18 protein-coding genes are annotated in these 23,255 nt (G+C 72.1%); 8 read left to right on the forward strand and 10 right to left on the reverse strand.

Annotation, left to right across the window (positions count from 1 at the left end; translation table 11 throughout):
• The 3 genes from FRANEAN1_RS35825 to FRANEAN1_RS35835 form a co-directional block, all read right to left on the reverse strand.
• A complete protein-coding gene (locus FRANEAN1_RS35825) occupies nucleotides 1-717 on the reverse strand; it encodes a VWA domain-containing protein (protein ID WP_020464555.1) in 717 nt (238 codons plus the stop codon).
• 94 nt (nucleotides 718-811) lie between these two features.
• Nucleotides 812-1,450 (reverse strand): protein DA1, encoded by a 639-nt coding sequence (locus FRANEAN1_RS35830; protein ID WP_198145428.1) that lies wholly within the window; start codon nucleotides 1,448-1,450, stop codon nucleotides 812-814.
• A gap of 193 nt (nucleotides 1,451-1,643) precedes the next feature.
• A complete protein-coding gene (locus FRANEAN1_RS35835) occupies nucleotides 1,644-1,862 on the reverse strand; it encodes a hypothetical protein (RefSeq protein ID WP_041255170.1) in 219 nt (72 codons plus the stop codon).
• 532 nt (nucleotides 1,863-2,394) lie between these two features.
• Between FRANEAN1_RS35835 and FRANEAN1_RS35840 the strand changes: the two genes are divergently transcribed.
• The 4 genes from FRANEAN1_RS35840 to FRANEAN1_RS35855 are packed head-to-tail and all read left to right on the forward strand — an operon-like array spanning nucleotide 2,395 to nucleotide 9,039.
• Nucleotides 2,395-4,365: a hypothetical protein gene (locus FRANEAN1_RS35840; protein WP_020464557.1), complete on the forward strand. Its 1,971-nt coding sequence runs from the start codon at nucleotides 2,395-2,397 to the stop codon at nucleotides 4,363-4,365.
• Nucleotides 4,355-7,255: a hypothetical protein gene (locus FRANEAN1_RS35845; protein ID WP_020464558.1), complete on the forward strand. Its 2,901-nt coding sequence runs from the start codon at nucleotides 4,355-4,357 to the stop codon at nucleotides 7,253-7,255. Before FRANEAN1_RS35840 ends, FRANEAN1_RS35845 begins: the two co-directional genes overlap by 11 nt.
• Nucleotides 7,242-8,168 carry a hypothetical protein gene (locus FRANEAN1_RS35850; RefSeq protein WP_020464559.1) on the forward strand — a complete coding sequence of 309 codons (927 nt, stop codon included), beginning with the start codon at nucleotides 7,242-7,244 and terminating at the stop codon, nucleotides 8,166-8,168. The genes FRANEAN1_RS35845 and FRANEAN1_RS35850 overlap by 14 nt, the downstream gene beginning before the upstream one ends.
• A gap of 1 nt (nucleotide 8,169) precedes the next feature.
• Nucleotides 8,170-9,039, forward strand: coding sequence for a protein phosphatase 2C domain-containing protein (locus tag FRANEAN1_RS35855; protein WP_020464560.1), 870 nt, complete (start codon nucleotides 8,170-8,172; stop codon nucleotides 9,037-9,039).
• Between the two features lie 124 nt (nucleotides 9,040-9,163).
• On the opposite strand, the gene FRANEAN1_RS35860 is transcribed toward FRANEAN1_RS35855, so the two are convergent.
• Together FRANEAN1_RS35860 and FRANEAN1_RS35865 are read right to left on the reverse strand one after the other, a co-directional pair.
• A complete protein-coding gene (locus FRANEAN1_RS35860; RefSeq protein ID WP_020464561.1) occupies nucleotides 9,164-10,366 on the reverse strand; it encodes an amidohydrolase family protein in 1,203 nt (400 codons plus the stop codon).
• Between the two features lie 439 nt (nucleotides 10,367-10,805).
• On the reverse strand, nucleotides 10,806-11,309 hold the full coding sequence (locus tag FRANEAN1_RS35865) for a PPOX class F420-dependent oxidoreductase (protein ID WP_041255172.1): 504 nt from the start codon (nucleotides 11,307-11,309) through the stop codon (nucleotides 10,806-10,808).
• A gap of 207 nt (nucleotides 11,310-11,516) precedes the next feature.
• Between FRANEAN1_RS35865 and FRANEAN1_RS35870 the strand changes: the two genes are divergently transcribed.
• A complete protein-coding gene (locus FRANEAN1_RS35870) occupies nucleotides 11,517-12,266 on the forward strand; it encodes an SDR family oxidoreductase (protein WP_020464563.1) in 750 nt (249 codons plus the stop codon).
• Between the two features lie 114 nt (nucleotides 12,267-12,380).
• On the opposite strand, the gene FRANEAN1_RS35875 is transcribed toward FRANEAN1_RS35870, so the two are convergent.
• Complete coding sequence (locus tag FRANEAN1_RS35875; protein WP_020464564.1) at nucleotides 12,381-13,847, reverse strand: aldehyde dehydrogenase family protein; 1,467 nt, start codon at nucleotides 13,845-13,847, stop codon at nucleotides 12,381-12,383.
• 267 nt (nucleotides 13,848-14,114) lie between these two features.
• Here FRANEAN1_RS35875 and FRANEAN1_RS35880 point away from each other — a divergent pair, with 267 nt between their 5' ends.
• Together FRANEAN1_RS35880 and FRANEAN1_RS35885 are read left to right on the forward strand one after the other, a co-directional pair.
• Nucleotides 14,115-15,536, forward strand: a complete 1,422-nt coding sequence (locus FRANEAN1_RS35880) for an FAD-binding oxidoreductase (RefSeq protein WP_020464565.1) — start codon at nucleotides 14,115-14,117, stop codon at nucleotides 15,534-15,536.
• Between the two features lie 38 nt (nucleotides 15,537-15,574).
• A complete protein-coding gene (locus tag FRANEAN1_RS35885) occupies nucleotides 15,575-19,171 on the forward strand; it encodes a BTAD domain-containing putative transcriptional regulator (protein ID WP_020464566.1) in 3,597 nt (1,198 codons plus the stop codon).
• 205 nt (nucleotides 19,172-19,376) lie between these two features.
• Here the strand turns inward: FRANEAN1_RS35885 and FRANEAN1_RS35890 are convergent, their stop codons facing one another.
• From FRANEAN1_RS35890 to FRANEAN1_RS35900, 3 genes are all read right to left on the reverse strand, one after another.
• Nucleotides 19,377-19,820: a nuclear transport factor 2 family protein gene (locus FRANEAN1_RS35890; protein ID WP_020464567.1), complete on the reverse strand. Its 444-nt coding sequence runs from the start codon at nucleotides 19,818-19,820 to the stop codon at nucleotides 19,377-19,379.
• 60 nt (nucleotides 19,821-19,880) lie between these two features.
• Nucleotides 19,881-20,312, reverse strand: coding sequence for a TIGR03618 family F420-dependent PPOX class oxidoreductase (locus tag FRANEAN1_RS35895; RefSeq protein WP_198145429.1), 432 nt, complete (start codon nucleotides 20,310-20,312; stop codon nucleotides 19,881-19,883).
• A 249-nt stretch (nucleotides 20,313-20,561) separates the two neighbouring features.
• Nucleotides 20,562-20,900: a 4Fe-4S binding protein gene (locus FRANEAN1_RS35900; protein ID WP_020464569.1), complete on the reverse strand. Its 339-nt coding sequence runs from the start codon at nucleotides 20,898-20,900 to the stop codon at nucleotides 20,562-20,564.
• Between the two features lie 541 nt (nucleotides 20,901-21,441).
• On the opposite strand from FRANEAN1_RS35900, the gene FRANEAN1_RS35905 reads away from it, so the two are divergent.
• Nucleotides 21,442-22,446 (forward strand): AAA family ATPase, encoded by a 1,005-nt coding sequence (locus tag FRANEAN1_RS35905; protein WP_020464570.1) that lies wholly within the window; start codon nucleotides 21,442-21,444, stop codon nucleotides 22,444-22,446.
• A 105-nt stretch (nucleotides 22,447-22,551) separates the two neighbouring features.
• Here the strand turns inward: FRANEAN1_RS35905 and bluB are convergent, their stop codons facing one another.
• Nucleotides 22,552-23,238 carry a 5,6-dimethylbenzimidazole synthase gene (gene bluB / locus FRANEAN1_RS35910; RefSeq protein ID WP_020464571.1) on the reverse strand — a complete coding sequence of 229 codons (687 nt, stop codon included), beginning with the start codon at nucleotides 23,236-23,238 and terminating at the stop codon, nucleotides 22,552-22,554.
• Nucleotides 23,239-23,255: the final 17 nt, after the last annotated feature.

Consider the following 23,255-nt stretch of genomic DNA (forward strand, 5'->3'; position numbering starts at 1 on the left):
CTAGATCCAGTCGTCGAGATCGTCGTCGGGCGGGACGAAGCCGCCGGCGGTGCCGGAGTCGTTCACCGAGTTCACGGACGCGACGATGCTCGAGATGAGAATCTCGGCGATCTGCCTGATCGCGGTGGCCGCGTCCCCCTGGCCGGAATAGACGTAGCTGCGCATCGGCTTTCCCCGGTCGGCGGGCTTGGGGTAGACCCACGGGTCCAGGGTCTGCTTGTTGACGCTGCTCACCACACCGAACGGGATGATGTTGGGCCGGCCGCGGAAGTTCGCGTCGGTGAGCTCGGCGAAGGCCGCGTCCAGGTCCTTCTGGTCGTCAGTGGGCTCACCGTCGGTGATGAAGAAGACCGCGGGGCGGTACACCTTGTAACCGTCACCCTTGAGCTGCGCAAGATCACTTTCGATCTCCTTGCGCAGCTGACGGAATCCGGCCGCGTAGGACGTGCCGCCGCGCGCGGCGAACTGCGGCACACCGCCGATGTTGCGCAGGTCGTCGAGGCGCAGGACCACCCGGGCGTCGTCGGCGAAGTCGAGCGCGCCGAGGCGGACCACGTCACCGAGGGTCGGGCTCTGCTCGATTGTGCTGATGACCTCGGGGAGAATCTCGTTCACCGCCAGCATCGGCGCACCGGACATCGAGTACGAGGCGTCGACCAGGATGTAGAAGGCGAGGACGAGCAGGTCGTCGTCGGTGTTCTTCCGAAGTGGTTCCATGGTTTCCTTTCCGCAGGCGTCCGGGCCGGCCGGCGGCTGTCCGGTGGCCAGGCCGTGGCCTGGCAGCGCTCCCGGCACCGGTGGCTCTGTCTGGTTATGGGAGGGCGGTGGGAAGAACCTGGTGTTTCTTCAGATGGTCAAGGGTGCGGCGGACACCGAACCGGGCGACGGCCGCCTTCGCCTGCCGGAATCCGTCGCCGTACACCGGGTCGGGATTCTCTTCGATCTGGCGCCGCTGCGCCGCGGCGAGAACACCGTCCTGGCGCCGCGCCCAGGCGTAGGCCAGCAGTTCGCAGAGCCCTTCGGCGGCCGTATCCGGCAGGTCGCCGAAGTTCTGCTGAGCCAGGTAGACGTGCATGGTCTCGTGCGCAACGACGCAGCCGAACATGATCGCGGGTAGGTCGCGCCGGATCATCAGGTCGATGACATCCACCCCGCTGGCAAGGGTCGCGCCGAGGACGTGTGGATTTCCGCCGAAGGCATGGTCGATCTCGCTCGCGTCGGCGAGCCTGACCCGGACCCTCCTGGTGGTGGCGATGCCGAGCGCCCGCAGCTGTGCCGTGATCGGCGGCAGAACCCGCTTCACCTCCGGCTGGGTCCGTACCGACGTCGCGGCGCAGCGCCGGCACAGCGCCACCGCGCGGTCAAGGTCGGGCTGCTCCGGCAGGCCGCAGCACACGCAGGACCGCTCACCCGCGTGCCGGGTGCAGAACACCTCTCCGGTGAGGGCCACGTACTGCACTCCGGTCAACGGGCCCGCGCACGCCGCGCAACGGAGCCGTTCCGACCGTGGAACCATCGTCGCTGGTGTGCGGCCGGGCCGGCCGAGGACCGGGTGCCTGGCCGACACGGCCGAACTGTTCCCGACCGTCATACCGAATTCCACCGGGCGGCCGCGGACGTGACAGCAAGCACCGCGCCGCGCCTCAGCCGGCGTCGAGTGCGTTGATGTTCTCGATCGTCCCGCCGACCGGACCGCCGTGCCCGCACCCGGCGCTGCCACATCCCGGGCAGCCCTTGTACTCGGGCGACACCGTGAAGGTTCCGCCGACCGAAATCCGGCCGGGGGCCGACTCACCTGCCGGGGGTTGGCCGGCGACGGCGACCAGCTGCCATTCCCGGCCGGATTTCCGGAAGGTCGCCACCCGGACCCTACTGTCTTTGGAGCAGAAAAACCTGACCCATGCGCTGTTCCGCGCCGCCCCCGCAGCCATCTGGTTCCTCACCTGTCGAGTACTGGTCCGCCTCGAACAACACCGTCCGCCTCGAACAACGCTGCCCACCTCGAACAACACTGTCCGTCCCGAACAACACTGAGGGTAACAGAGGTTCCGGAGCTGCTCCGCCCTGTCGCGGTTCCGGCCGACCGGCCGTCGACAGCACGGCCAGGGCACCATCACGACAGTCGGCCGGCCGGTGCGCGGACCACGCCCGTTCGATACACTCCGGCACGCAACACCGGCCGCCACCGGGGGGAAATCGGCGAGTCGAAGGGGCACCGAATCCGATGAGATCAGGGCGACCCGCCAACCCGGCCCATCGAGCCGGACCCGTCGAGCGGGGAAAGCGCACCCGCGTTCACGCCCGTGCCCGCGCGCTTCTCGCGCCGCCCGCTGCCGGGTATTACGCGGGACCTTTGTCAGGTGCGGAGAAGCAGAGAACGGGGAGGACGGGAGCATGGCCGGGGGGAAACGGGGACGGTCGGGGCTCAGGCAGGCGTTCGACCAGCTGAACAAGCTGGACCGGCAGAGCCTGTCACCGGAGCGGTGGGACACCGTGGTCGAACTGCGCGACGTCCTGGAGCAGATCGAGCGGCTGCAGGCGGGCGAGTTCCGGATCGTCGCCGCGGGCGCCATGGCCTCGATGAAGTCCACGATGCTGGAGCTGCTCCTCGGCCGGCCTGACACCCTGCTGGTCGGAGCCGGCGCGGTCACCGCGGTGCCGACCCTGCTCCGGCTCGTGCAGGCCGAGGACGGGCGTCCCGGGCGGACCCGGGTGACGATGCTGACCGAGGCCGCGGCGCTGCGCCGGGCACGCGCCCTGCTGGATCTGGATCACGCCGACGCCCGTGCCCTCGGCGAGCTGGCCGCGCTGGACCACCCGAACCGTCACGTGGTCGGCGCGCTCGCCCGGGCGGCGCAGACCTTCGAGTACGGCGTCAGCTACGAGTTGAAGGAGTTCCTCGCCCTCGGCGGCGAGCTGTCGATCGGCGGCTTCGGCGTGCCGCTTCTGGCTCGGGTGATCGTCGACGACGTGCCGGTCCCGGCCTCGGTCTGGGACCTGTCCTGGGCCGGCGGCCGCACCGTCGTCGTGACCGACCTGCCGGGCACCGGGCAGGGGCGCGCGCTGGAGAACCTGGTCCGGGCCGAGCATCAGGCGGTCACCCACGTCTCGCTGAACGTCGTCGCCTTCTCGGGCGGCAGTGATTTCGAGCCGCCGCCGGTCCAGGCGGAGCCGGACTGCGTCCTCGTCGCCACCAAGCTCGACCGGATCGAGAACCCCGCCGATCCGAACGAGCTGCGCGCGGTGGAGGAGGCGGTCGCGGCCACCCTGCGGCAGTGGCGGTTGAGCGGCCGGCAGGCGCTGGTCGCCGCGGTGTCCGGCACCTGGGCGTTCGCGGACGAGACCGGGTGGCTCGACTTCGACCCGCGCAGCCCCGCGGGGGCCTGGGGGTCGGCGCAGGACAGCCGCCGGGTCTGGGCGGACGCCGCCTGGGACCCGCACGGGCCGACCGAGGGCCAGCTGCGGCAGGCCGTGGCGGCCGCGATGCTCGACGGCGGCGCGAAACGGCTGCGCGCCCAGATCGCCGGCCTGGCCACCGACGCCCCGGCCCGGGTCGACGAGGCCGAGCTGGACCGTCTGGTGACACAGGCACGGCGACTGGTCACGGCGGCGCTGACCGACGCCGGCGATCCCAGGGAGGAGGAAGACAAGGTCGACCGGCTCCGGAACCTCTTCGACGGCGACCAGGAGCCGGTGGACGCCCTGCGGGAGATCGCCCGGACGGCCGCCGCCACCGCGGTCTACGGGCTGCCCGCCTGGGACGTCATCCGCAACTCGGCGTTCCGCCGCGACGGCGTCTGGCGCGGTTCGATGCCGCAGGTGCGGGGCGTCCTGGCAGCCGTCGACCTGGCAGGCATCGCCACCGACGCGATCACCGAGGCAGAGGACGAGCTCGCGGACAGGCTCGCCAGCTGGTCCGGGACCTTCGGCATCACGGCTGACGGCCGGGGCCGTTCGCCCGCGGCGGCGGACACCGACCATGGCGCCGCCGAACAGTTCGCGGCGCTCGGCGGCCGGCTGCTGCGGCTGCTGACCGACAACCGGGCCCGTGGCGGCCCGGCCGACACCTCGGGCGGCCCGGCCGATGCCCCGGGCGGCCGGGATTTCGGATCCGGCGACGGGCAGTCGGAGCGGCTCAGCTTCCGGCTGGTGGCACGCACCCGGGCGGAGCTGGCGATGTTGCTGGAACACCGGCTCGTCGACCTGCTCGGCCCGATGGTCGACGAGGCGCGGGCCGACGTCCGGGCGGAGCTGCACCGCCGTTCGGTGGCACTGAGCCATGTCGGCGGCGCCCCGCCGGCGCTGCGGGCCGTCGAGCGGGAGCTGCGCAGGCTCGCGGCCGCGGGGACCGGCAGTGCCCGGTGAGCCGGCGGAGCCGCCCTGGCTGGAGCTGCGCCACGCTCCCACGGCCACGGCTCCCGCAGGCCCGTCCGCCGCGGCACAGCCGCCGGGCACGGTCACGCTCCGGCTGGGCGCACACACCGTCCCAGGACTGATCGAACGGGTCGACCTGCTCGACGGCACGACGGTCGTCTCCACGACCCGGGTACGCCCGCCGGTCGACGCCGGCACGGGACCGGTCGAGCTGCGGCTCGAGCCGTGGACACGTCACCCCGCCGCCCCGACCGTCGGGATCTTCTACCGCCGGCGCCAGCAGGGAAGCCGCCTGGCCGCGCCGCTCACCCGCGGCAGCTTCCGGCTGCACCCGTCTCAGATCAAGGAAGCGAAGATGACGCAACCGGAAGCGACCAGCGTGGACGGCGACGTGAGCGGCGGCCCCGCCATGCCGGCAGCGGCGCCGGCCGGAATCTCGGCGACGCTGGACTTCGGCACCAGCGGTGCCGTGGCAGGCGTGCTGGACGTCCGCAGCGTGCAGCGGGTGGACGACGGCTCGCTACCGGCGGACAGCCTCGCCCGGGCCGAAAGCCTGCTGGGCCTCGATCAGCCGGACCCGGCTGTCGACCGTGCCCTGAACATCGAGATGGAGACCCGCGACGACCCACTCGCCCGGGCTGAGGCGTGGAAGACGGTCTTCGAGGGTCCCCCGCTGCGGTTCAACCATCTCAAGACCGGTCGGCACCGCAGCAGCGATCTCGTCATCGACGGCGAGCGGGTCGACTTCGCCGACGAGGTGACGGGCGTGCGGCTCCGCCACCGGGGAGTGAAGAGGTTCCTGGCCGATCTCGACCATCGACTGCCGAACACCCGGTTGTCCGCCCGCGAGGTGTTCCCCCGGATCTACCAGCGGTTCGCGGACCTGACCCGCGACGACGTGCAGCTCGCGGTGCCCGTACCGCGAATCCACGTCACCTTTCCGACGAAGCTCCCGCCGGACCGCCGCGCGGCCGTGCTCGACGAGCTGCGCCGACACGGACTCGCCCCGCTGATCGAGATGAACGTCGACGAGTCCGCCGCCGCCGCCGGATTCTTCCTGATGAGACGCTTCGGCGCGGACGCCCTGCTCGGGGCCGAGGCGTTCAAGCTGCACGCCCGCTGCCCGGACGGCCCGCGGGCCTGGGAGGACCCACGGCTGTGGGACGCCGCCCAGCAGTGGCACGAGAACCTCCTCGTGATCGATGTCGGTGGGGGGACGACCGACTGCGCACTGGTCAAGACGGTCCTCACCGACGTCACCCCGCCCGCGGCGGGAGACTGCCCGGGGCGTTTCCACCGGCTCGCGCCGGAAGTGCTCGCCTCGGGCGGACGTCTTCATCTCGGCGGCGACCTGCTGACCCTGGAGATCTTCCGGCTACTCAAGGAACGGCTCGGGATCGCGACGAACGCGACGGTCTTCGAAGGGCTCGACGACACGAAGGGGGCGCAGCGCCGCGCCGTTTTCGACGCGCTCTGGAACGCGGCCCAGGCGGTGAAACACCGGGGCCTGCGCGACCATGCACCGCGCCCGGTCGAGATCCGGATCGGCGGCGATCCGGTGACCGGCGGCACGGACACCGGCGGCACGGACACCGGTGACGGCCCGGTCCGGATCCCCGCCGATCTGGTGCCGGACCGCACGGCCGCGACCTCCCCGGTCGTCATCACCGCGCAGGAGCTGGACGGGATCATCAGCCCGATCGTGGACCAGATCGCCTCGCTGGCCGCCGGGATAGCCCTCGGCGGCCTGTCGGTGCGGGGCCAGGGCGGCCAGTCGGTGGACCGGGTGGCGCTGTCCGGCGGATCGATGCTGGCAGAGGCGCTGCGCTACCGGGTGGAGGACGCCCTGCGCGCCAGATTCGACGCCGACGGCCTGGACTCGACGTTCGAGGTCGAGTTCGACGCGGTGCACTGCAAGACCGGGACCGCGCTCGGCGGCATGTACCTGAACGCCATGGCCGATCTCGCGCCGGGCGACCCGCAGTCCCAGGAGGTGATCGAACAGCTGCGGAAGGGAGCTTCCTACTTCGGTGTCGACTCCTCCCGCCTGCACGTCAATCTGGCCGCTGACTTCGCCCTCCTCCAGACCATTCAGGGCGTGGCCGCGGAACCGATCTTCAGGCGTGGGCAGCCACTCGCCGGGGACGGCGACACCGCGTACGCCGAGAGCCGGATCCCCTACCCCCTCGTCTCGTTGATCAACGTCCATCGATACGACGTGCCGCCCCTCGATGGCCGCGGCGGCGAGGGAACGGAGGCGGACCCCTCCGTGTGGGGCTCCTACGAGGGGGTTCCGCAGCCCCTCGTAGGCGAACTCACCAGGCAGGGCGTCACCATGCGCTTCGAGATCAACCAGCAGGAACGCCTCACCCTGATCCTGGCGAAGGGACAGCCGCGGCCAGTGCTCGACGTCCCGCCGCTGCCGTTGCAGGATCCGCCGCCCGACGGCTTGGTGCGCGACGGGGTGCTCCGGTACGCCCTCCACCACGACGTGGTGCACCAGGGGGCCGGCATCTTCGACAGCCTGGTGGTCGACGCCCAGTGCCCTGTTCCCGACGGTGGCATCGTGCTGCCGATCTCCGGTGTCCGTCTGCTGTACCGGCAGCAGACGGAGCCGGCTTCCGCGCCGCCCGGACCGCCTCCGCCAACCAGCCCGGCCGCACCCGGGTATGTCCTCCTGCTGGAGGTTCCCGCCGGGCACCGCTGGCTCTCCATCGACTCCAACGGCGATCTGCGCACCCACCGGGAGCGTCCACTGCCGCACACCGTGGACTCGCCGGAGGATCTGCTGACCGCGCCGGAGGGTTACGTCTTCCGCACCGAGCTGACCTCACGACTGGACTACGACCCGACCAAGGATCCGTTCAGTGGCATTCACTGACCCGGGTACCGCCGCCTCGCGGTCGGCGGACACCACTGCGACCACCGTGGAGAGCACCACCGCGGGCACCGCTGCGAGCGACCAGCTGGCGCGCGAGCTGGCGCAGGACCTCGGAGAGGTTCTCGGGCAGGCGGTGGCGCCGGCCGACCTCCTCCGGCGTCATGACGGCGCCGCCGCCCCGGTGGTCGGTCTGCTCGCGCTGGCCAGCCCCCGCCGCCGGCGGACCGCCTGCCAGCTCGCCGCCGAATGGGCGGCGGCCGGCAGCGCCGAGCGGGAGCCCGCCAGCGCACTGGCCGCTCCGGTCAGCTTCGACTTCGCCACGCTGCGGGCCGGCGGCCGCTCGCTGGTGCATGGTCTGCAGCTGAGCGGGTTCCCCGACCGAATCGACCCGACCGAGGCGCTGGCCGCCCTGGTGACCACCACCGCGGCCCTTGCCGGAGCCGTCCGGGAGGTGGTCTGCGTCGAACCTGGCACCCAGCCGGGTTTCGAGCGGATACCCGGCTGGGTGGCCAGGCTACGACTGCTGGCCCAGCTGCAGGAGCTGGGCCCGGCGCCGGCCGGCCCCGACGAGCTCGGCGAGTGGATCTGTGCCACCCAGGAGAACGCCGCGTCGGTGTACCTGCCCGCCGCGGCACCCGGTTCGCTGTGGGCGGCGGTGATGGCGGCCGTCCGGGCCCGGGCGGAATCCGCGCTGCAGGCGATCGGTCAGCAGCTGACCACGCTCGACCAGCGGGAGGTCGACCTGGACCGCAGCCGCGACCCCCAGTTCTGGACGGTGATGGACCGCCGGCTCAGCGTCGAGCTGAGCGACCACCACAGCGCCACCGGCGCGGTCCTGCAGATAGTGCGGCTGCCGCGCCTGCAGGGTGGTCAGCTCATGCGCGGCGTCGCTCTGATCGCCCCGGGAGCCTGAGATGTCCGACTTCCCAGCCATGGACCCGATGGACCACCCGTACCTGGAGCCGGACCTCTACCGGGGGGCGGCCAACAACATCCCGCCGATGCTCGCCTACGACGGCGGGCAGGTCGGCACCCTCACGGTGCGAGCCGGGTCCGTGACCGCCGAGCGGCACCGGCCGCGCCGCAACGACAACGAGTCGTTCACGGTGTGGACGGACCGGGACGGTTCGGTGTGCCTGCTCGCGGTCGCGGGCGCCGTGGGGGACGGCGAGAACGCCGGGCGGGCGGCCCGGATGGCCACCGCGCTGGCCGTCCAGGCGAGCCGCCGACGGCTGGCGTCCACCGCCCCGGCCTCCGGCGCCGACCTGGCGGCTCTGGTCCGCGCCGTCACCGGTGACATCGACGCGATGTTGCACTCCCGGGCGTCCGGCCCGGACTATCTGACCACCCTGCTGCTCGGGTTCGTGCCGACGGTGGTCGCCCCCGGCGGGTCGGTCCCCGCGGTCGTCGGACGGGTCGGTGGCCTGATGGCGTGGCGGATCCGCGCGGGCACCGTCGACCCGGTGTTCTCGCTCGCCGACCCCGGCAGTCCCGGGACGGGTGGCGCGCCCCCGCAGGTGGCCGCGCTGCCAGGCCACGGCGACGCCCTGGAGGTGCGCACCGTGACGCTGTCCGACGGCGAGGTGCTCGCCCTCACCACAGGCGGCCTAGCCAGCGGCGTCCGCGGAGAGCGGGTGACCGGCTTCCTCGGACCGCTGTGGACCGTGCCGCCGACCCCCCTCGAGTTCCTGGCCTCGCTGGCGGTACGCCGCAACGACCGCGACGACGACCGGACGGCGGCCGTGGCCTGGCTCGGTCATCACGAGTCGAGGCCGGGCCGGTAGTCCGGCCGCGCAGGAACCAGGTGCTTCGGGCAGCCGGCCCGAAGCACCTGGTTGGCCTAACAGGTCCGCCGGGCCTGACGGGCCCGACGAGCCCGACGAGCCCGACGGGTCCGACGAGCCCGACTCAGACCGTGAGGGGCAGTTTGAGCGCCTCGGCGAGGTTGCCGCCCATCACCCGGGCGATGTCCTCCTTGGGCAGGCCCTCAAGCTCGTGCACGTAGGACACCGGGTCGGACATCCCCTCGGCGTGCGGGTAGTCGGAGCCGAACACGACCCGGTCGACGCCCAGCAGGTCGATGAGGCCGCGCGGGCTCTCCTCGTGGAACGGGTGGATCCAGACGTTGCGCTTGAGCACCTTCAGCGGGTCCTCGTCGTACAGCTTCGGGCTGTGCGCGTACGAGGTGCCGATGGCCTCGACGAAGGGGCGCACCCACCCGGAGCCGTTCTCGACGGGCAGGATCCGCAGGCTCGGGAACCGGGTGAGCAGCCCGTGCCCGATCAGCGAGGCGACGGTGTCGAAGATGCCACGGCCCTGCAGGTGCATGATGTCGAGGAAGGCCGACGGCGAGGCGAACGGCAGGTGCTCACCGTCCTGCCGGCCCTCCCACATGTTGTAGTAGCGGGTCAGGCCGTCGTCGGAGGAGTGCAGACCGACGGTGACGTCCGCCTCGACGACCTTCTGCCAGAACGGGTCGAACTCGGGCAGCGCGAACGACCGGAAGCCCTCGTAGCCGGGCACGGGCGCCGGCCGAATGAGGATGATCTTCGCGCCGCGCTCCAGAACCCACTCGAGTTCCTTGATGGCCTCGCTCACGATCGGCAGCGTGATGACCGGCGTGGCGAAGATGCGGTCCTCGTAGTTGAAGCTCCAGTGCTCGTGCATCCACTGGTTCAGCGCGTGGACAACGACGTGCGTGGCCTTCGGGTCCATGCGGAGCCGGTCCTCGAGCAGGCTCGCCAGCGTCGGCCACATGAGTGCCCGGTCGATGTTCAGCTCGTCCATCAGGGCGAGGCGGGGCTCCGGGGAGAAGAAGGCCTCCGGGGAGCGGATCGGCTTGCCCATCAGCTCCCGGGTCGACTTCCCGTCCGGGTTGCCGTTCTTGAAGTAGTCCTCCCAGGCACCCGGCCGCGCCACGACACTGAACGTCGGGTTCGGGATGTACTCGGAGATCACACCCCTGACCGCGATCTTGTCACGCCCGTTGACCTGCACATACTTGATCAGGCCGGCGTATTCCTCGGGGAGGAACTTCGTGAATGCGTCGGGTGTCTCGTACATGTGGTTGTCGGCGTCGAAGACGGGAAAGTCGACTTTGGTCGCGGGCACGTATTCCTCCGTACTGGCTGGCCGAACCACTCCAGCCGAATGCCACGAGACAGCCGCGCGACTCCCCGACACAGCACAGGGCCGGGACGCACGACCATCCCTTTTTGTCATCACTGACCTGGGAGAAAATTACCACTTATTGATATCGACGTCAATATTGCCTCAGTAGGGCCTCCCGGTCGGGCCCGACGGTCCGGGCGCGGGGAGAGCCGGGGCCGGAGGCAGGAGTCGGAGAAGATCAGGAGCCGCCCGGGGCCTGCCCCCGGGCGCTCCGGAGATGCGTGGCGGGTGAGCGAGTCGTGGACGACACCCAACCGCCACACTTCCAAACCGCCCGAACCCACAACCCGAACCGGGCCCGAAGCCCACAGATCAAGCCTGGAGCCCAGGACGGACAAGAAGTCCTAGCGCCGGGAAGCGGTGGGACGCGCTGTCGCGGTCAGGAGTCGCCCGGGTTCGGCGGGCTCGGCTGGTCGGCGCCCTGGAGCAGGTGGACCGGGAAGCCGCCGCGACTGACCGGACTCCAGCCGTCGACGCGCAGCCGCAGCAGCACCTTGCCCTGCCGGACCATCGCCTGGCGGTACTCGTCCCAGTCGGGATGCTCGCCGCTGATGCTGCGGTAGTAGTCGACGAGCTCCTCGACGGCCGCCGGCTGGTCGACGACCGCGATCGTTCCGTCCACCTGCGCCCACTCCCCGTTGAACTCGTCGGACAACACGAGGAGGGAGGCCCGCTGGTCGCGGCGGGCGTTGCGGACCTTGGCCCGCTCCGGGTAGGTGGCGATCACGATGTCCCCGGAGCCGGACACGCCCATGGTCACCGGTGACGCCTGTGGCCTGCCGTCCCGGCGCGTGGTCATGAGGATTCCGCGGTGCCGGGGACGGATGAAGTCCAACAGGGCGGCACGGTCGACGACGACGTCTCGCGCGGCGGTCGGACTCACCCGGCCATCGTAAGACCCGGGGGCGGTCCGGGCTGCTGGAGAAGCGCTTGGCCTCATCGCTGCCGCACGTTCCGAGCGCGGTGCCCCCGGGCCGCGGCTGCGTCATCCGGCCTGATCGGCGGAGGCGTCGAACCGATCCCCTTATTCGAGCGAGCGCTCACTTGCATAATGGCGGGAACTCACGAACTCCGACGAAGGGCGAGGAACATGCCGCGTTTGGACGGGAAGGTCGCGATCGTCACCGGCGCCGGGATCGGCCAGGGACGGTCCACGGCGCTTCGGCTCGCCCGCGAGGGAGCCAGCGTTGTCGCCGCGGACGTCAGCGGCGCGGAGAAGGAGACCGCCGAGGGCAACGAGGCCATTGTTCCGTTACACACGGACGTCACCCGGGCGGCCGAGGTGGAGGCCCTCGTCCGGGAGACGACCGAGCGGTTCGGGCGGCTCGACATCCTCTGCAACGTGGTGGGTGTCGCCGGGATCGCGCAGGCCCCGGTGCCCGACATCGAGGAGTCCGAGTTCGATCTCCTCGTCAACATCAATCTCAAGAGCGTTCTGCTCGGCATGAAGTACGCGATTCCGGCGATGGTGGCCGGCGGCGGTGGCTCGATCGTCAACTGGTCCTCGGTGGGCGCGCTCGTCTCCTCGCCCAACACGGCCGTGTACGGCGCGACGAAGGCCGGCATTCTCTCGATGACCAGGGCGGCGGCCCGGGAGTGGGGCAGGTCCGGCGTGCGGGTGAACGCCATCTGCCCCGGATTCGTCTACCCGACCGGGATGACCTTGATGGGCGAGAAGGAGTACCCGCAGGCCTTCCGGAACGCCTCCGCGAAGGCTGCGCTCGACCGGCCCGGCCATCCGGACGAGATCGCCGCCGTCGCCGCGTTCCTGGCCTCGGACGACGCCTCGTTCATGACCGGCTCCCACGTCGTCGTGGACGGCGGCTGGACGGCCGGCTGACGCGGTCCCTCGACCAGACCGGCCGGATGGCGAGGGTGATTCCTACGCCACCCGGCCGAGTTAGCCGAGTTAGCCGAGCCGGCCTGACCGCCCGTCGACGTCCCGGCGCGTTGGTCAGGCGATGCCGACGGTCTTGACCCGCAGGAACTCCTCGAGGCCCTCCGGGCCGCCCTCTTTTCCGTAACCGCTGAGGCCGAAGCCGCCGAAGGGCCGGTTGACCATCAGGTTCGGCGCCCCGTTGATCATCGTCGCGCCGGCGGTGAGGCGTTCGGCGACCCGGTGGGCGCGGCGCAGGTCCTTCGTCTGGATGTAGGACGAGAGCCCGTACCGGGTGGCGTTGGCGATCGAGACGGCCTCGTCCTCGGTGGTGAACGGCATGACGGCCAGGACGGGGCCGAACACCTCCGTCTGGGCCAGCTCCGAGTGCGGGTCGACGTCGGCGAACACCGTCGGTTCCAGGTAGTAGCCGTCCGCCAGGCCGGGCTCGGTGACGCGGCGCCCGCCGTGCACCAGCCGTGAGCCGTCGCGCCCGGCCCGCTCGATGAGGCCGAGAATGCGCTCCACCGCCGCCGCGTTCACCACCGGGCCGATGTCGGTGTCGGTGTCGTAGGGGTCACCCACCCTGATGGTCTTGACGATCTCGGCGACTCGGCCGAGAACCTCGTCGTAGACGGTGTCCTGCACGACCATCCGGGTGGGGAAGCCACAGCCCTGACCGCTCATCGTCCCGAGTACACGCAGTGTTCCCCAGCGCGCGGCGACGTCGAGATCGGCGTCGTCGAAGATGAGGTTCGCGGACTTTCCGCCGAGCTCCAGCACGGCCGGTTTCATCTGCTCGGCGCAGGCTTTCAGGATGGCCTTCGCCGTGGCCGGGCCGCCGGTGAAGGAAACCTTCTGGACGAGCGGGTGGTCGACCAGCCGGGCGCCGGCGGCGGCCGATCCGGGCAGGATGTTGACGACCCCGGCCGGGAAACCCGCTTCCTCCACCAGGTCGGCGAACAGCTCAGCGGCGAACGGCGTCAGCTCGGACGGTTTCACCACGACCGTGTTACCGGCGGCCAGCGCGGCCGGGATCTTCATTGTCAGCGACGGCAACGGCCCGTTCCAGGTGATGACCACGCCGATCACCCCGTACGGCTGGGCCAGGGTGTAGCTGAACTCGCCGTCGGGGCCGAAGGACGAGGCCACCCGACCGGAGATCTTGTCGGCGAATCCGGCGTAGTACCTGGTCCATTCGACGGAGCCGACGACCAGGCCCGGGGCCGTGCCCACCGGGGTGCCGTTGTCGAGGACGGCCCGCCGCACGAACTCGGCCTCGTTGGCCTCGATGGCGTCGGCGAGCCGCAGCAGCAGGCGCCGGCGTTCGGCCGGCCGGGTGTCCCGCCACCGCAGGAACGCCTCGTGGGCCGACTCGACCGCCCGGTCGACGTCCCGCGGCCCGGCGAGGGGAATCGTGGCGTCCACCTGCCCGGTACGGGGATCGATGTGGTCGAAGGCCCCGCCGGAGCCGGTCTCGAGTCGCTCGCCGGCGACCCGCAGATGAACCTTCGGCGGTGTCCTGTCCAACGCGACGGCGGCCATAGTCCTCCTTCGAGCGAAGCCCGTCACAACCGTGCGCGATCATCGTGGCACAGAATTAGTGAATGCTCGCTTTTTCCTGGCGCCTCCGGGCGGTGCGACCAGGCGTCCAAGCCGCACGGCCGTGAGGCCCAAGCGGCACGGCGGCGACGTCCAAGCGGTACGGCGGCGGGGCGCAAGCGGGCGGCGGCGAACGACAAGTGGGGTCCAAGCGGCGGACCGCACGCTCATCTCGTCCCGTTCGACACCGCTCGACCAGACGGAGCCGTCATGTCCTTCACGCCCGACTCCTCGTCCCTGCAGCTGCCGCTGGCCGACCTCGCCGGCAAGATCAGCGGCGATGTCCTGCTGCCCGGCACCGCCGCCTACGCGGCGGCCGCCACCCCGTGGAACGTCGCCGTCGCCGTCTCCCCGGTGGCCGTGGTCGCGGTCGCCGACGCGACCGACGTCGTCACCGCCGTCCGCTTCGCCGACGCCCACGACCTGGACGTCATCGTCCAGTCCACCGGCCACGGCGTCCTCGCCCACACCCGGCCGAGCCTGCTCGTCCACACCGGTCGCCTCGACGAGGTCACCATCGACCCGGCCACCCGCCGGGCCCGCGTCGGCGCCGGGGTGCGCTGGCAGCGGGTGCTCGACGCCGCCGCCGAGCACGGCCTCGGCGCGCTCGCCGGATCCGCGCCGCACGTGGGCGTCGTCGGGTACCTGACCGGCGGCGGCCTGTCGCCGGTCTCACGGACCTTCGGCTACGGAAGCGATCTCGTCACCGCCTTCGACGTCGTCACCGGGGACGGCGAGCTGCGCCGGGCCACCGCCACGGAGAACGCGGGGCTGTTCTGGGCGCTGCGCGGCGGGAAGGGCGCGCTCGGCGTGGTCACCGCCGTCGAGTTCGAGCTGCTGGACGTCGACCGGATCTACGGCGGCTGCCTCTACTTCGACGGCGCGGACGCCGACCGGGTCCTGTCTGCGTGGAAGACGTGGTCGGCGGCGCTGCCGGAGCAGGCGTCGACGTCCATCGCGATCATGCGGCTGCCGGCGATGCCGGCGGTGCCCCCGCCGCTGGCGGACCGGTGCACCGTCGCGGTCCGCTTCGCCTGGGTCGGGGACCCGGCCGACGGCGAGCGGGTGATCGATCCGATCCGCGGCCTCGCACCGGCGATCTTCGGTGGGCTCGGCGTCATGCCGTTCGCCGCGCTCGGGATGATCCACGCCGACCCGGTCGACCCGATGCCCGTCCACGAGCGGTCGCTGCTGCTGCGCGAGCTGCCGGACGCCGCGGTGCGCACCCTGCTCGCGCTGACCGGGCCGGCCGCCGACTGCCCACAGGTGATCGTCGAGCTGCGGCTGCTCGGCGGCGCGCTGGCCCGTGAGCCCCGGGAGTCGAGCGCCGTCTGCCACCGGGAGGCTGCCTACTCCCTGCTGACCATCGGCATCGCCGCCCCGCCGATCGTGGAGGCCACCGCCGGGCACGCCGCCGCGGTGATGGACGCGCTGCAGCCGTGGTCCGGTGGTATCTCGGGACCGAACTTCGGCGCCACCGCGGACCCGACGCTCGTCGCGCTCAAGTACGACATGGCCGCGCTGGCCCGCCTCGCCACGCTCACCGCCAGCTACGACCCGAACGCGCGGATGGCCGCCTCGCACCCGGTGCGGGCCGCCGCCGGTCTGGTGCAGTCGCGGGCACGGTCCTGATCCCGCGTCCCGCGAGCCAGGGCCGCGAAGACGGCATCATGAGGGGCGTGCCGTACTACCGCCTGTTCGGGTCGATCGAGGTCGTCCGGGACGGCCGGCCGGTCCAGCTCGGCGGCCCCAAGCAGCGGGCGGTGCTGGCCGCCCTGCTCCTCGATGCCGGCCGGGTGGTCTCCGTCGACCGCCTGGCCGGCGCCGTGTGGGGCGACGAGCATCCGCCGAGCATGCTCTCCAGCCTGCACGCGCACATCTCCAACCTGCGGCGGCTGCTGCGCGACGACGAGCGGGCCACCTCGCCGATCGTCCGCCGCACCCCGGGCTATCTTGCGGACGTCCCCTCGAACGACCTGGATCTGCGGCTGTTCGAGCGGGAGTGCGACCGGGCCCAGGCCGCCGCCGACGCCGGGGACTGGCCGGACGCGGTGGCGGCCGCCGACCGGGCGGCGGCGCTGCGCCGGGGCCCGCTGCTCGCCGAGTTCGGCGACGAGCCGTGGGTGCGCGGCGTGGCGAACGCGGTCGACGAGCGGTGGGCGCAGTGCGAGCGGAGCGCGGTCGTCGGCCTGCTCGGCTCCGGGCGGATCACCGCCGCGGTGCTGCGCTCCCGCCAGCTGGTGCACGACGCCCCGCTAGCGGAACGCGCCTGCCACCTGCACATGATCGCGCTCTACCGGGCGGGGCGCGCGGCCGAGGCCCTCGACGCCTTCCGCGACCACGCCCGGCGGCTGGCCGACGAGCTCGGTCTGGAGGCCAGCCCGGCGCTGCGCGACCTGCAGGGCGCCATCCTGCGCCAGGACCCGGCGCTGGATTCCTGGCCAGCCTCCCCCCGCACCGCCGACCGAGCCACTCCCACCACCCCGGCAGCTCCCACCGGCCCAGCCAACGCTTCCACCGGCCCAGCCACCACCGCCGCCGCGGCCAACCCCGCCAACCCGATCGCCGCCAACCCGATCGCCGTCGGCGCGGCCCGCCCCGCCGCCCCGACCACCATGGCCGGCAGCGGGGCGTCCGAAGGCGAGGGAACGCCGGGAGCCCGGTACGGGGAGCTCGTCGGCCGGGTGCGCGAGATCGCCGTGCTCGACTCGGTGCTGTCCGAGGCGATGACCGGGCCCGTCCGCTGGGTGGTTCTCACCGGCCCCGCGGGCATCGGCAAGAGCCGGCTCGCCGAGGAGGCCGCCGCCGGCTGGCACCGGGCCGGCGGGGCGGTCTCGCGGACTGGGTGCCCCGACGACGACGCCGTCCCGCCCTGGTGGCCGGTGCGCCAACTGCTACGTGACCTCGGCGCCGACCCCGACGATCTGCTGACCCCACCGAGCGGCGCCGACGCTGACGCGGCCCGGTTCGTCGTCTACGGCCGGGTGCTCGACGCGCTCTCCGAGGCCGCGCGGACCCGTCCGCTGCTGGTGGTGGCCGAGGACGTCCACTGGGCGGACACCGCGAGCCTGCGGCTGCTCACCCACCTCTCCGACGCCGGGGCGTGCCCCGGGCTCGCCCTCGTCGTGACCGCCAGGGACGTCACCGGCCGCCCCGAGCTCGACCGGCTGCTCGCCGCCGCGGCCCGCCGGCACGGATCACGGCGGCTGGCCGTCCCACCGCTGACCGAGGGCGAGGTGTCGGAGCTGGTCAACCGGATCAGCGGCCAGGCCATCGACGACGCCGAAGCCGCCGAGCTGGCCGACCGGACCAGCGGGAACCCGTTCTTCGTCTGCGAGTACGCCCGCCTGCCCGCCGAGGACCGCGCCGGCGGAAAGGTACCCGTCGCCGTGCGCTCGGTGCTCGGGCAGCGGCTCGCCGTCCTCGATCCGGCGGTGCTCCAGGTGCTGCGCGCTGCCGCCGTCATCGGCGACGTCCTGGACATCGACCTGCTCGGCAAGGTGACCCGGCTCGATCGCGACGAGCTCGCCGACCTGCTGGACGAGGCCTCGGACGAACATGTGATCGTCCAGGCCGCCGGCACCGGGCGGTACATGTTCGCGCACGCGCTGCTGCGCGACGAGGTCGTCGCCGGGATCTCCAGCCTGCGCCGCCAGCGGCTGCACCTGCGGGTGGCCGAGGCCCTCGGCCTGGTGGACGGTGGCCCAGTCAACGGAGGCTCCGGCGGAGGCTCCGCCGGGGGCGAGGCGCTCTCCCGCCGGGCCGCGCATCTCGCCGCCGCCTGGCCGCTGGCCGAGTCCACCGACGTGTTCGACGCCTGCCGCGCCGCCGCCCTCGACGCGGAGCGCCGCTGGCAGTCGGAAGCCGCCGCGCACTGGTGGGGGCAGGCGCTGGACGTCCTCGACCGGAGCGCCGGTGATCTCGACATCGACCGGGACGAGGTGCTCGTCGCGCGGGTCAGCGCGCTCGCCCGCGCCGGGCGGGGCCAGACGGTGCTCGACGTCGTCGACGCCGGCCTGCTCGACGCGGTGCGCCGCGGGCGGCTCGACTCGGCCGGCCGGCTGGCCGCCACGCTGCTACGGACCAGCGGATCCTGGCCCTGGGCCGTCTACGGCGACGACCCGGCACCGCTGCTGGCGCGCCTCGCCGGCCTGGAGACCCTTGTCGCCGCCGACCCGGCCGCGCATGTGCGGGTGCTGGCCGCGCTCGCCGTCGGCAGCGCCTACGACCCGGACGGCTCCGTCCCCGACCTGCTCGGCCGCCGGGCGATCGAGCTGGCCGAACGCATCGGTGACGACGAGGCCCTGGCCGACGCGCTACTCAGCCGGGCGCTGGCGTTCTCCGGCATCGCCGAACGGGCCGCGGAGTCCGTCGAGCTACTCAACCGGCTGGCCACCGTCCCGCACGCCAGCGCGCAGATCGACGAGGTGATCGCGCACGGGCTGCTCTACCTGGCGAAGACGGCGCTGGGCGACCCGGGGTCCGCCGAGCACGTCCGGCTCGGCGCGCTCGGCAGCGACCTGCTGCGGCTGCCGGCCAGCCGGGTGCAGTTCCGCTGGGCGCAGGGCTCACTGGCGCTGTGGCGGGACGACGACCTCTCCACGGCGGCGGAGATCTACCACCACGCCTTCGCCCTGCACCGGGAGACCGAGCTCTACGAGAGCGGCGTGTACCACCTCGCGCTGCTCGCTCTGTGCTGGGAGCAGGGCCGGCTGGACGATCCGGACGAGCCGGTGCCGATCAGCCCGTTCGTCCCGTGGGCGCCGGCGCTGACCGCGGTCGCCCGCGGCGACCCTGGGGCCGACAAGCTGCTCGCCGCGGAGATCGCGCAGGTCGAGCCGGTCACCTGGACCACCCACGCGCGGCTGACGATGCTCGCCCACGCGGTCGCGGACCTCGGCCTGCGCTCACAGGTCAGCACACTGACCGCGCGGTTGACACCCGTCGCGCACTGCGTCGCGAACATCGGCCAGTGCGGCTTCGTCGGCACGGTCGCGCTGGCCCTCGCCCGGCTGGCCGCGCTGGACGGCGACCTTCCGGCCGCGCGGGGGCACCTGCGCACCGCCGTGGAGGTCGCCACCCGCGCGCAGGGCGTCGGCGCGCTGCTGCGCTGCCGCCTGTTCGCCGCGGAGCTCGCCTCGCTCGCCGGCGACCCCGTGGACCTCGACGACCTGCGCGACGTCGCCGACCGCGCCGCACGCCGCGGCATGATCGGCGTAGCCCGCGACGCCCGCACCCTCCTCACCCGGCACATCGACCCGACCTGACCACGGCCGGCCGGCTCGTCCGGGAGTGGAGCCCTCGTAAGGACAGGATTTTCACCAGCACCCACGTCCGCATTGCCTGGGAGGCGTTGCGCGACCGGGGCTGGTCCGAGGCGGCCCGACCGGCACCGTAGGTTAACCTGCCCCGTTATCCCTGACCTTGCCGACGGGAATACCACGACCCGCGTTCGCGGGGGGTCGATTTCCGTCAGGCGGTGGCAGGTCCGGTCATGTCGACGCGGAGGCGGGTCAGCGTCGAGGAGGCGATCCGCCAGGAGCCGTCAATCTTCGCGTAGGTCTCGTGGTAGTGACCGAAACCGGTCATCGCGTGGCCGTTCGCGAACCAGATCCGGTCCTCCATGGCCCAGATGCCGGTGGCTTCCGACGGCGAGGTCAGTGTGATCTCCGGGGTGTGACCGTGGTGGACGGTGACCGCGTCGGAAAGATGAGAGCTGACGAAACCGACGAACGCGTCGACACCGACGATCACCCCGCCGCCCGACCCGGTGGTGTCGACCACCAGGTCGTCGGTGAAGAGCCCGCGCAGGCCGTCCCAGTCCTTCGTGTCGAGCAGCCGGAAGTAACGGGCCTTCAACCGCTTGATGGCCTCGACGTCTTTGCTCACCTCGAAGCTCACCTCGAAGTCGTCCACGGACGTTCCTCCATCTCCCGGCGCCTCCCCGACCTGCCAGTCGTCCACGAGGCGGGCCCGTCAGGCCCGGTGCAGCAGGCCGTACAGGCGGTTCACCTCAAGCCGCATGACCATGCGGCTTGCCTCGAGCATCTGGTGGTCGAACGCCGGCCGCTCCGCCGCCCCGTTGAAGACCGAGTGCACGGCGTACAGCTCGTCCGTCGCCTCATCGCCCGGCGCGCTCGGGATCGCCAGCGTGACCTCGCCCTCCGCGACGGCGAAATTGAAGAAGTCGCCGCCGGGCACGTGCAGCACGGCCCTGGGGTCACGGAGCAGGTTGCGGCCCTTGACCCGGACGCCCGTCGTCGAGACACGGACCAGCCGGCGCTCGGCGTCGGCAACGTAGTAGACGTTCGAGAGGTGGGGCAGCCCGGTCTCGCCGATCGTGGCAAGAATGCCCTCGTTGCGGCTGGTGACGGCCTCCCAGAGCGCGTCCTGGCTGGGTGGTCTCACCACGACCGCCCCGACCGGCGTGACCGTTCCACCAATGATCCCCCAGACGATCGCTGCGGCGTCCGCTCACCGTGGTGGCACGCCGCCCCTCGGCCACGGACGGGCATCGCAAGCACGGCTTCACGGCGCTGCTTCTCCCTGGTCGGAGTATCGACCAGGGAGCGGACCAGGCGCATCTGTCTGGAGGCCGGCAGCGATCACCCGCCGGCGTGGCCTCGTGGCGAGGTGCCCCTCCACCCGCCGCGATATCTACTTCTTGTACGCGGCGACGAATTCCGAGTCAGCATTGATCTTGCCGACCTCAGCGGCACCGCCCGGCTCGCCGAGCGGCTCGTCCCGGCCGGGCAGGACCTCGGAGAAGAACAGCTCCTCGCTCTTGATGAAATCCTGCTCCTCGTCCGGGACCATCTCGTCGATCATCGCCGCCCCGACCGGGCAGGCGACCGCACACGCCCCGCACTCGGTGCATTCATCGGGGTTTATGTACATCTTGCGGTTTCCCTCGTAGATGCAGTCGGCCGGGCATCCGCCACCCAGGCACGCGCCGTCCTTGACATCGATGCACGCGGAGGTGATCACGAATGGCATGATGATATCCTCTCCAATCAGCCGAACAGGACGGCGGCCGCCGACCGCGGTGCACCCGCGCCCGACAGCCCGATTTTCTCGGCCGCGCGCCGACCGGAGTAGGCCGAATTCCGGCGAACCCGCATAGATTATTGGCGGGCGCATGTCACAGCGACGCTTCACCCGGTAAACGACAGGTAACGAAGAAAACTTTCCGTTTACCGAAAAAGAAATTGAACAAATTCGCCACGCCGAAACATCGCGGGATCTTCCCGAGGATAATGCTTTCATCGGCGGTATCCCACGCCGCCCGCGCAGGGCAGCCATGCGGAGGGCAGCCGCGCGCGGGGCAGCCGCGCGGCACCGGGGCCACCGGCACGGGCCAGACCATCGGCCCGGGAGCGAGCCGGGCACTCCCCGCACCCGTGCCTCACGGCCCGTCCGCGTGCCGGCGCGTCCGCGTTGTCACCCGGCGGCCCGGCCTCCAGATTATCGAAAACGATAACGGTTATGATGCCGCTCTGATCGCGGCACCGCCGCCACGACCTCGGAGACAGCCACCATGAAGATCGCCTTTGTCGGTAAGGGCGGGAGCGGAAAGACCACGCTCTCGGCCCTGCTGTGCCGCCACCTCGCCGCGCGAGGTCATCCCGTCCTGGCCATCGACGCCGACATCAACCAGCACCTCGGTGCGGCGCTCGGCGGAGCGGGCGGCGAGGAGGCCACGGCGCCGCCGATGGGTGAACACCTCGACGTGATCAAGGACTACCTGCGTGGCAGCAACCCGCGCATCCCGTCGGCCGGGATGATGGTCAAGACGACACCGCCCGGTCCCGGGTCGCGGCTGCTGCGGACGGGTGACGACAACCCGCTGTGGGAGCGTTTCGGCGTGGACGTCGACGGTGTCCGGCTACTCGCGACCGGCGCGTTCACCGAGGACGACCTCGGCGTCGCGTGCTTCCACTCGAAGCTCGGCGCGGTCGAGCTGCTGCTGAACCACCTGGTGGACGGCGCCGGCGAGTACGTCGTCGTCGACATGACGGCGGGGGCCGACGCGTTCGCGTCCGGGCTGTTCACCCGCTTCGACCACACCTTCCTGGTCTGCGAGCCGACCCGGAAGGCGGTCGCCGTCCACGACCAGTACCGGGAGTACGCGGCGGACTACGAGATCACCGTGTCGGCCGTGGGCAACAAGATCTCCGATGACTCGGATGTCGCGTTCCTGCGCGAGCACCTCGGCGCGGACCTGCGCGCCTGCTTCCGCCACTGCCCGCCCGTCCGCGCCCTGGAGCAGGGCCGGCCGTTCCACCTCGACGACCTCGACCCGGAGACCAGGTCATCCCTGGCCACGCTGCAGGGCCTGGTCGACCGGACCGTGCGCGACCCGGAACGGTTCGTGGTGCAGATGCACGAGATCCACCGCCGCAACGCCCGCGCCTGGGCGAACAGGTCCGCCGGCACCGACCTCACCACGCAGATCGACCCCGCCTACCGCCCCCCGTACCCGCCGGTGCCCGAGCCGCGCACGACCCCGACCCGAATCCCAGCCCGGTTCCCCACTCGCTAGCCCCACCCCACCCGGAGTTGCGTGGCGGGTTGGTGACTCCTTCCCGGGCCCCGCCCCCGGGGTGGCGGCTCCGGGTGGCGGCTCCGGTCGCGGTGTGCGCTCCGGTCAGTCCGGGGGGCCGGTTCCGTTCCCGACCGTTGCCTCGGCTTCGGTGGGGGAGGGCGTCCAGTGCTCGTGGTGGACGACGGCGTCCAGGGGGCGGCGGTGGGCCCAGCCGTGGCGCTCAAGGTCGGGGGTGGACTCCAGGTGGGTCACCGGTCCGAGGCAGAGCCAGGCCACCGGACGCAGGCCCGCCGGCAGGCCGAGCAGCTCGCGGACGAAAGCCTCCTGGTAGAAGGACACCCATCCGACGCCGAGCCCTTCCGCCGTCGCCGCCAACCAGAGGTTCTCGATCGCCAGGCACACCGAGTACAGGCCGGCGTCGGCGATGGCGTGCCGGCCGAGGACGGCCGGGGCGCCGCGGGACGCGTCGTAGGTGACGGCCAGCGAGAGCGTCGACTCCAGCACGCCGTCGATCTTGATCTCCGCGAACCGCTCGGCCCGCTCGCCGCTGAGCGTGGCGGCGAACACCTGCCGCTCGTGCTGGACGTGGGCGTGCAGCGCCGCCTTCGTCGCGGCGTTCGCCACGACGATGAAGTCCCACGGCTGGCTGAGGCCGACGCTGGGCGCCGCGTGCGCCGCGGCCAGCACACGGTGCAGCACGCCGGGCCCGAGCGGCTCCCCGGTGAACTGCCCGCGGACGTCCCGACGCTGCCGGATGGTCCGGTAAAGCGCCTCGGCGACGGGATTCACTCCGGCGGATCGGGGTC

This window comes from Parafrankia sp. EAN1pec (genome assembly GCF_000018005.1).
Classification (GTDB): domain Bacteria; phylum Actinomycetota; class Actinomycetes; order Frankiales; family Frankiaceae; genus Parafrankia; species Parafrankia soli.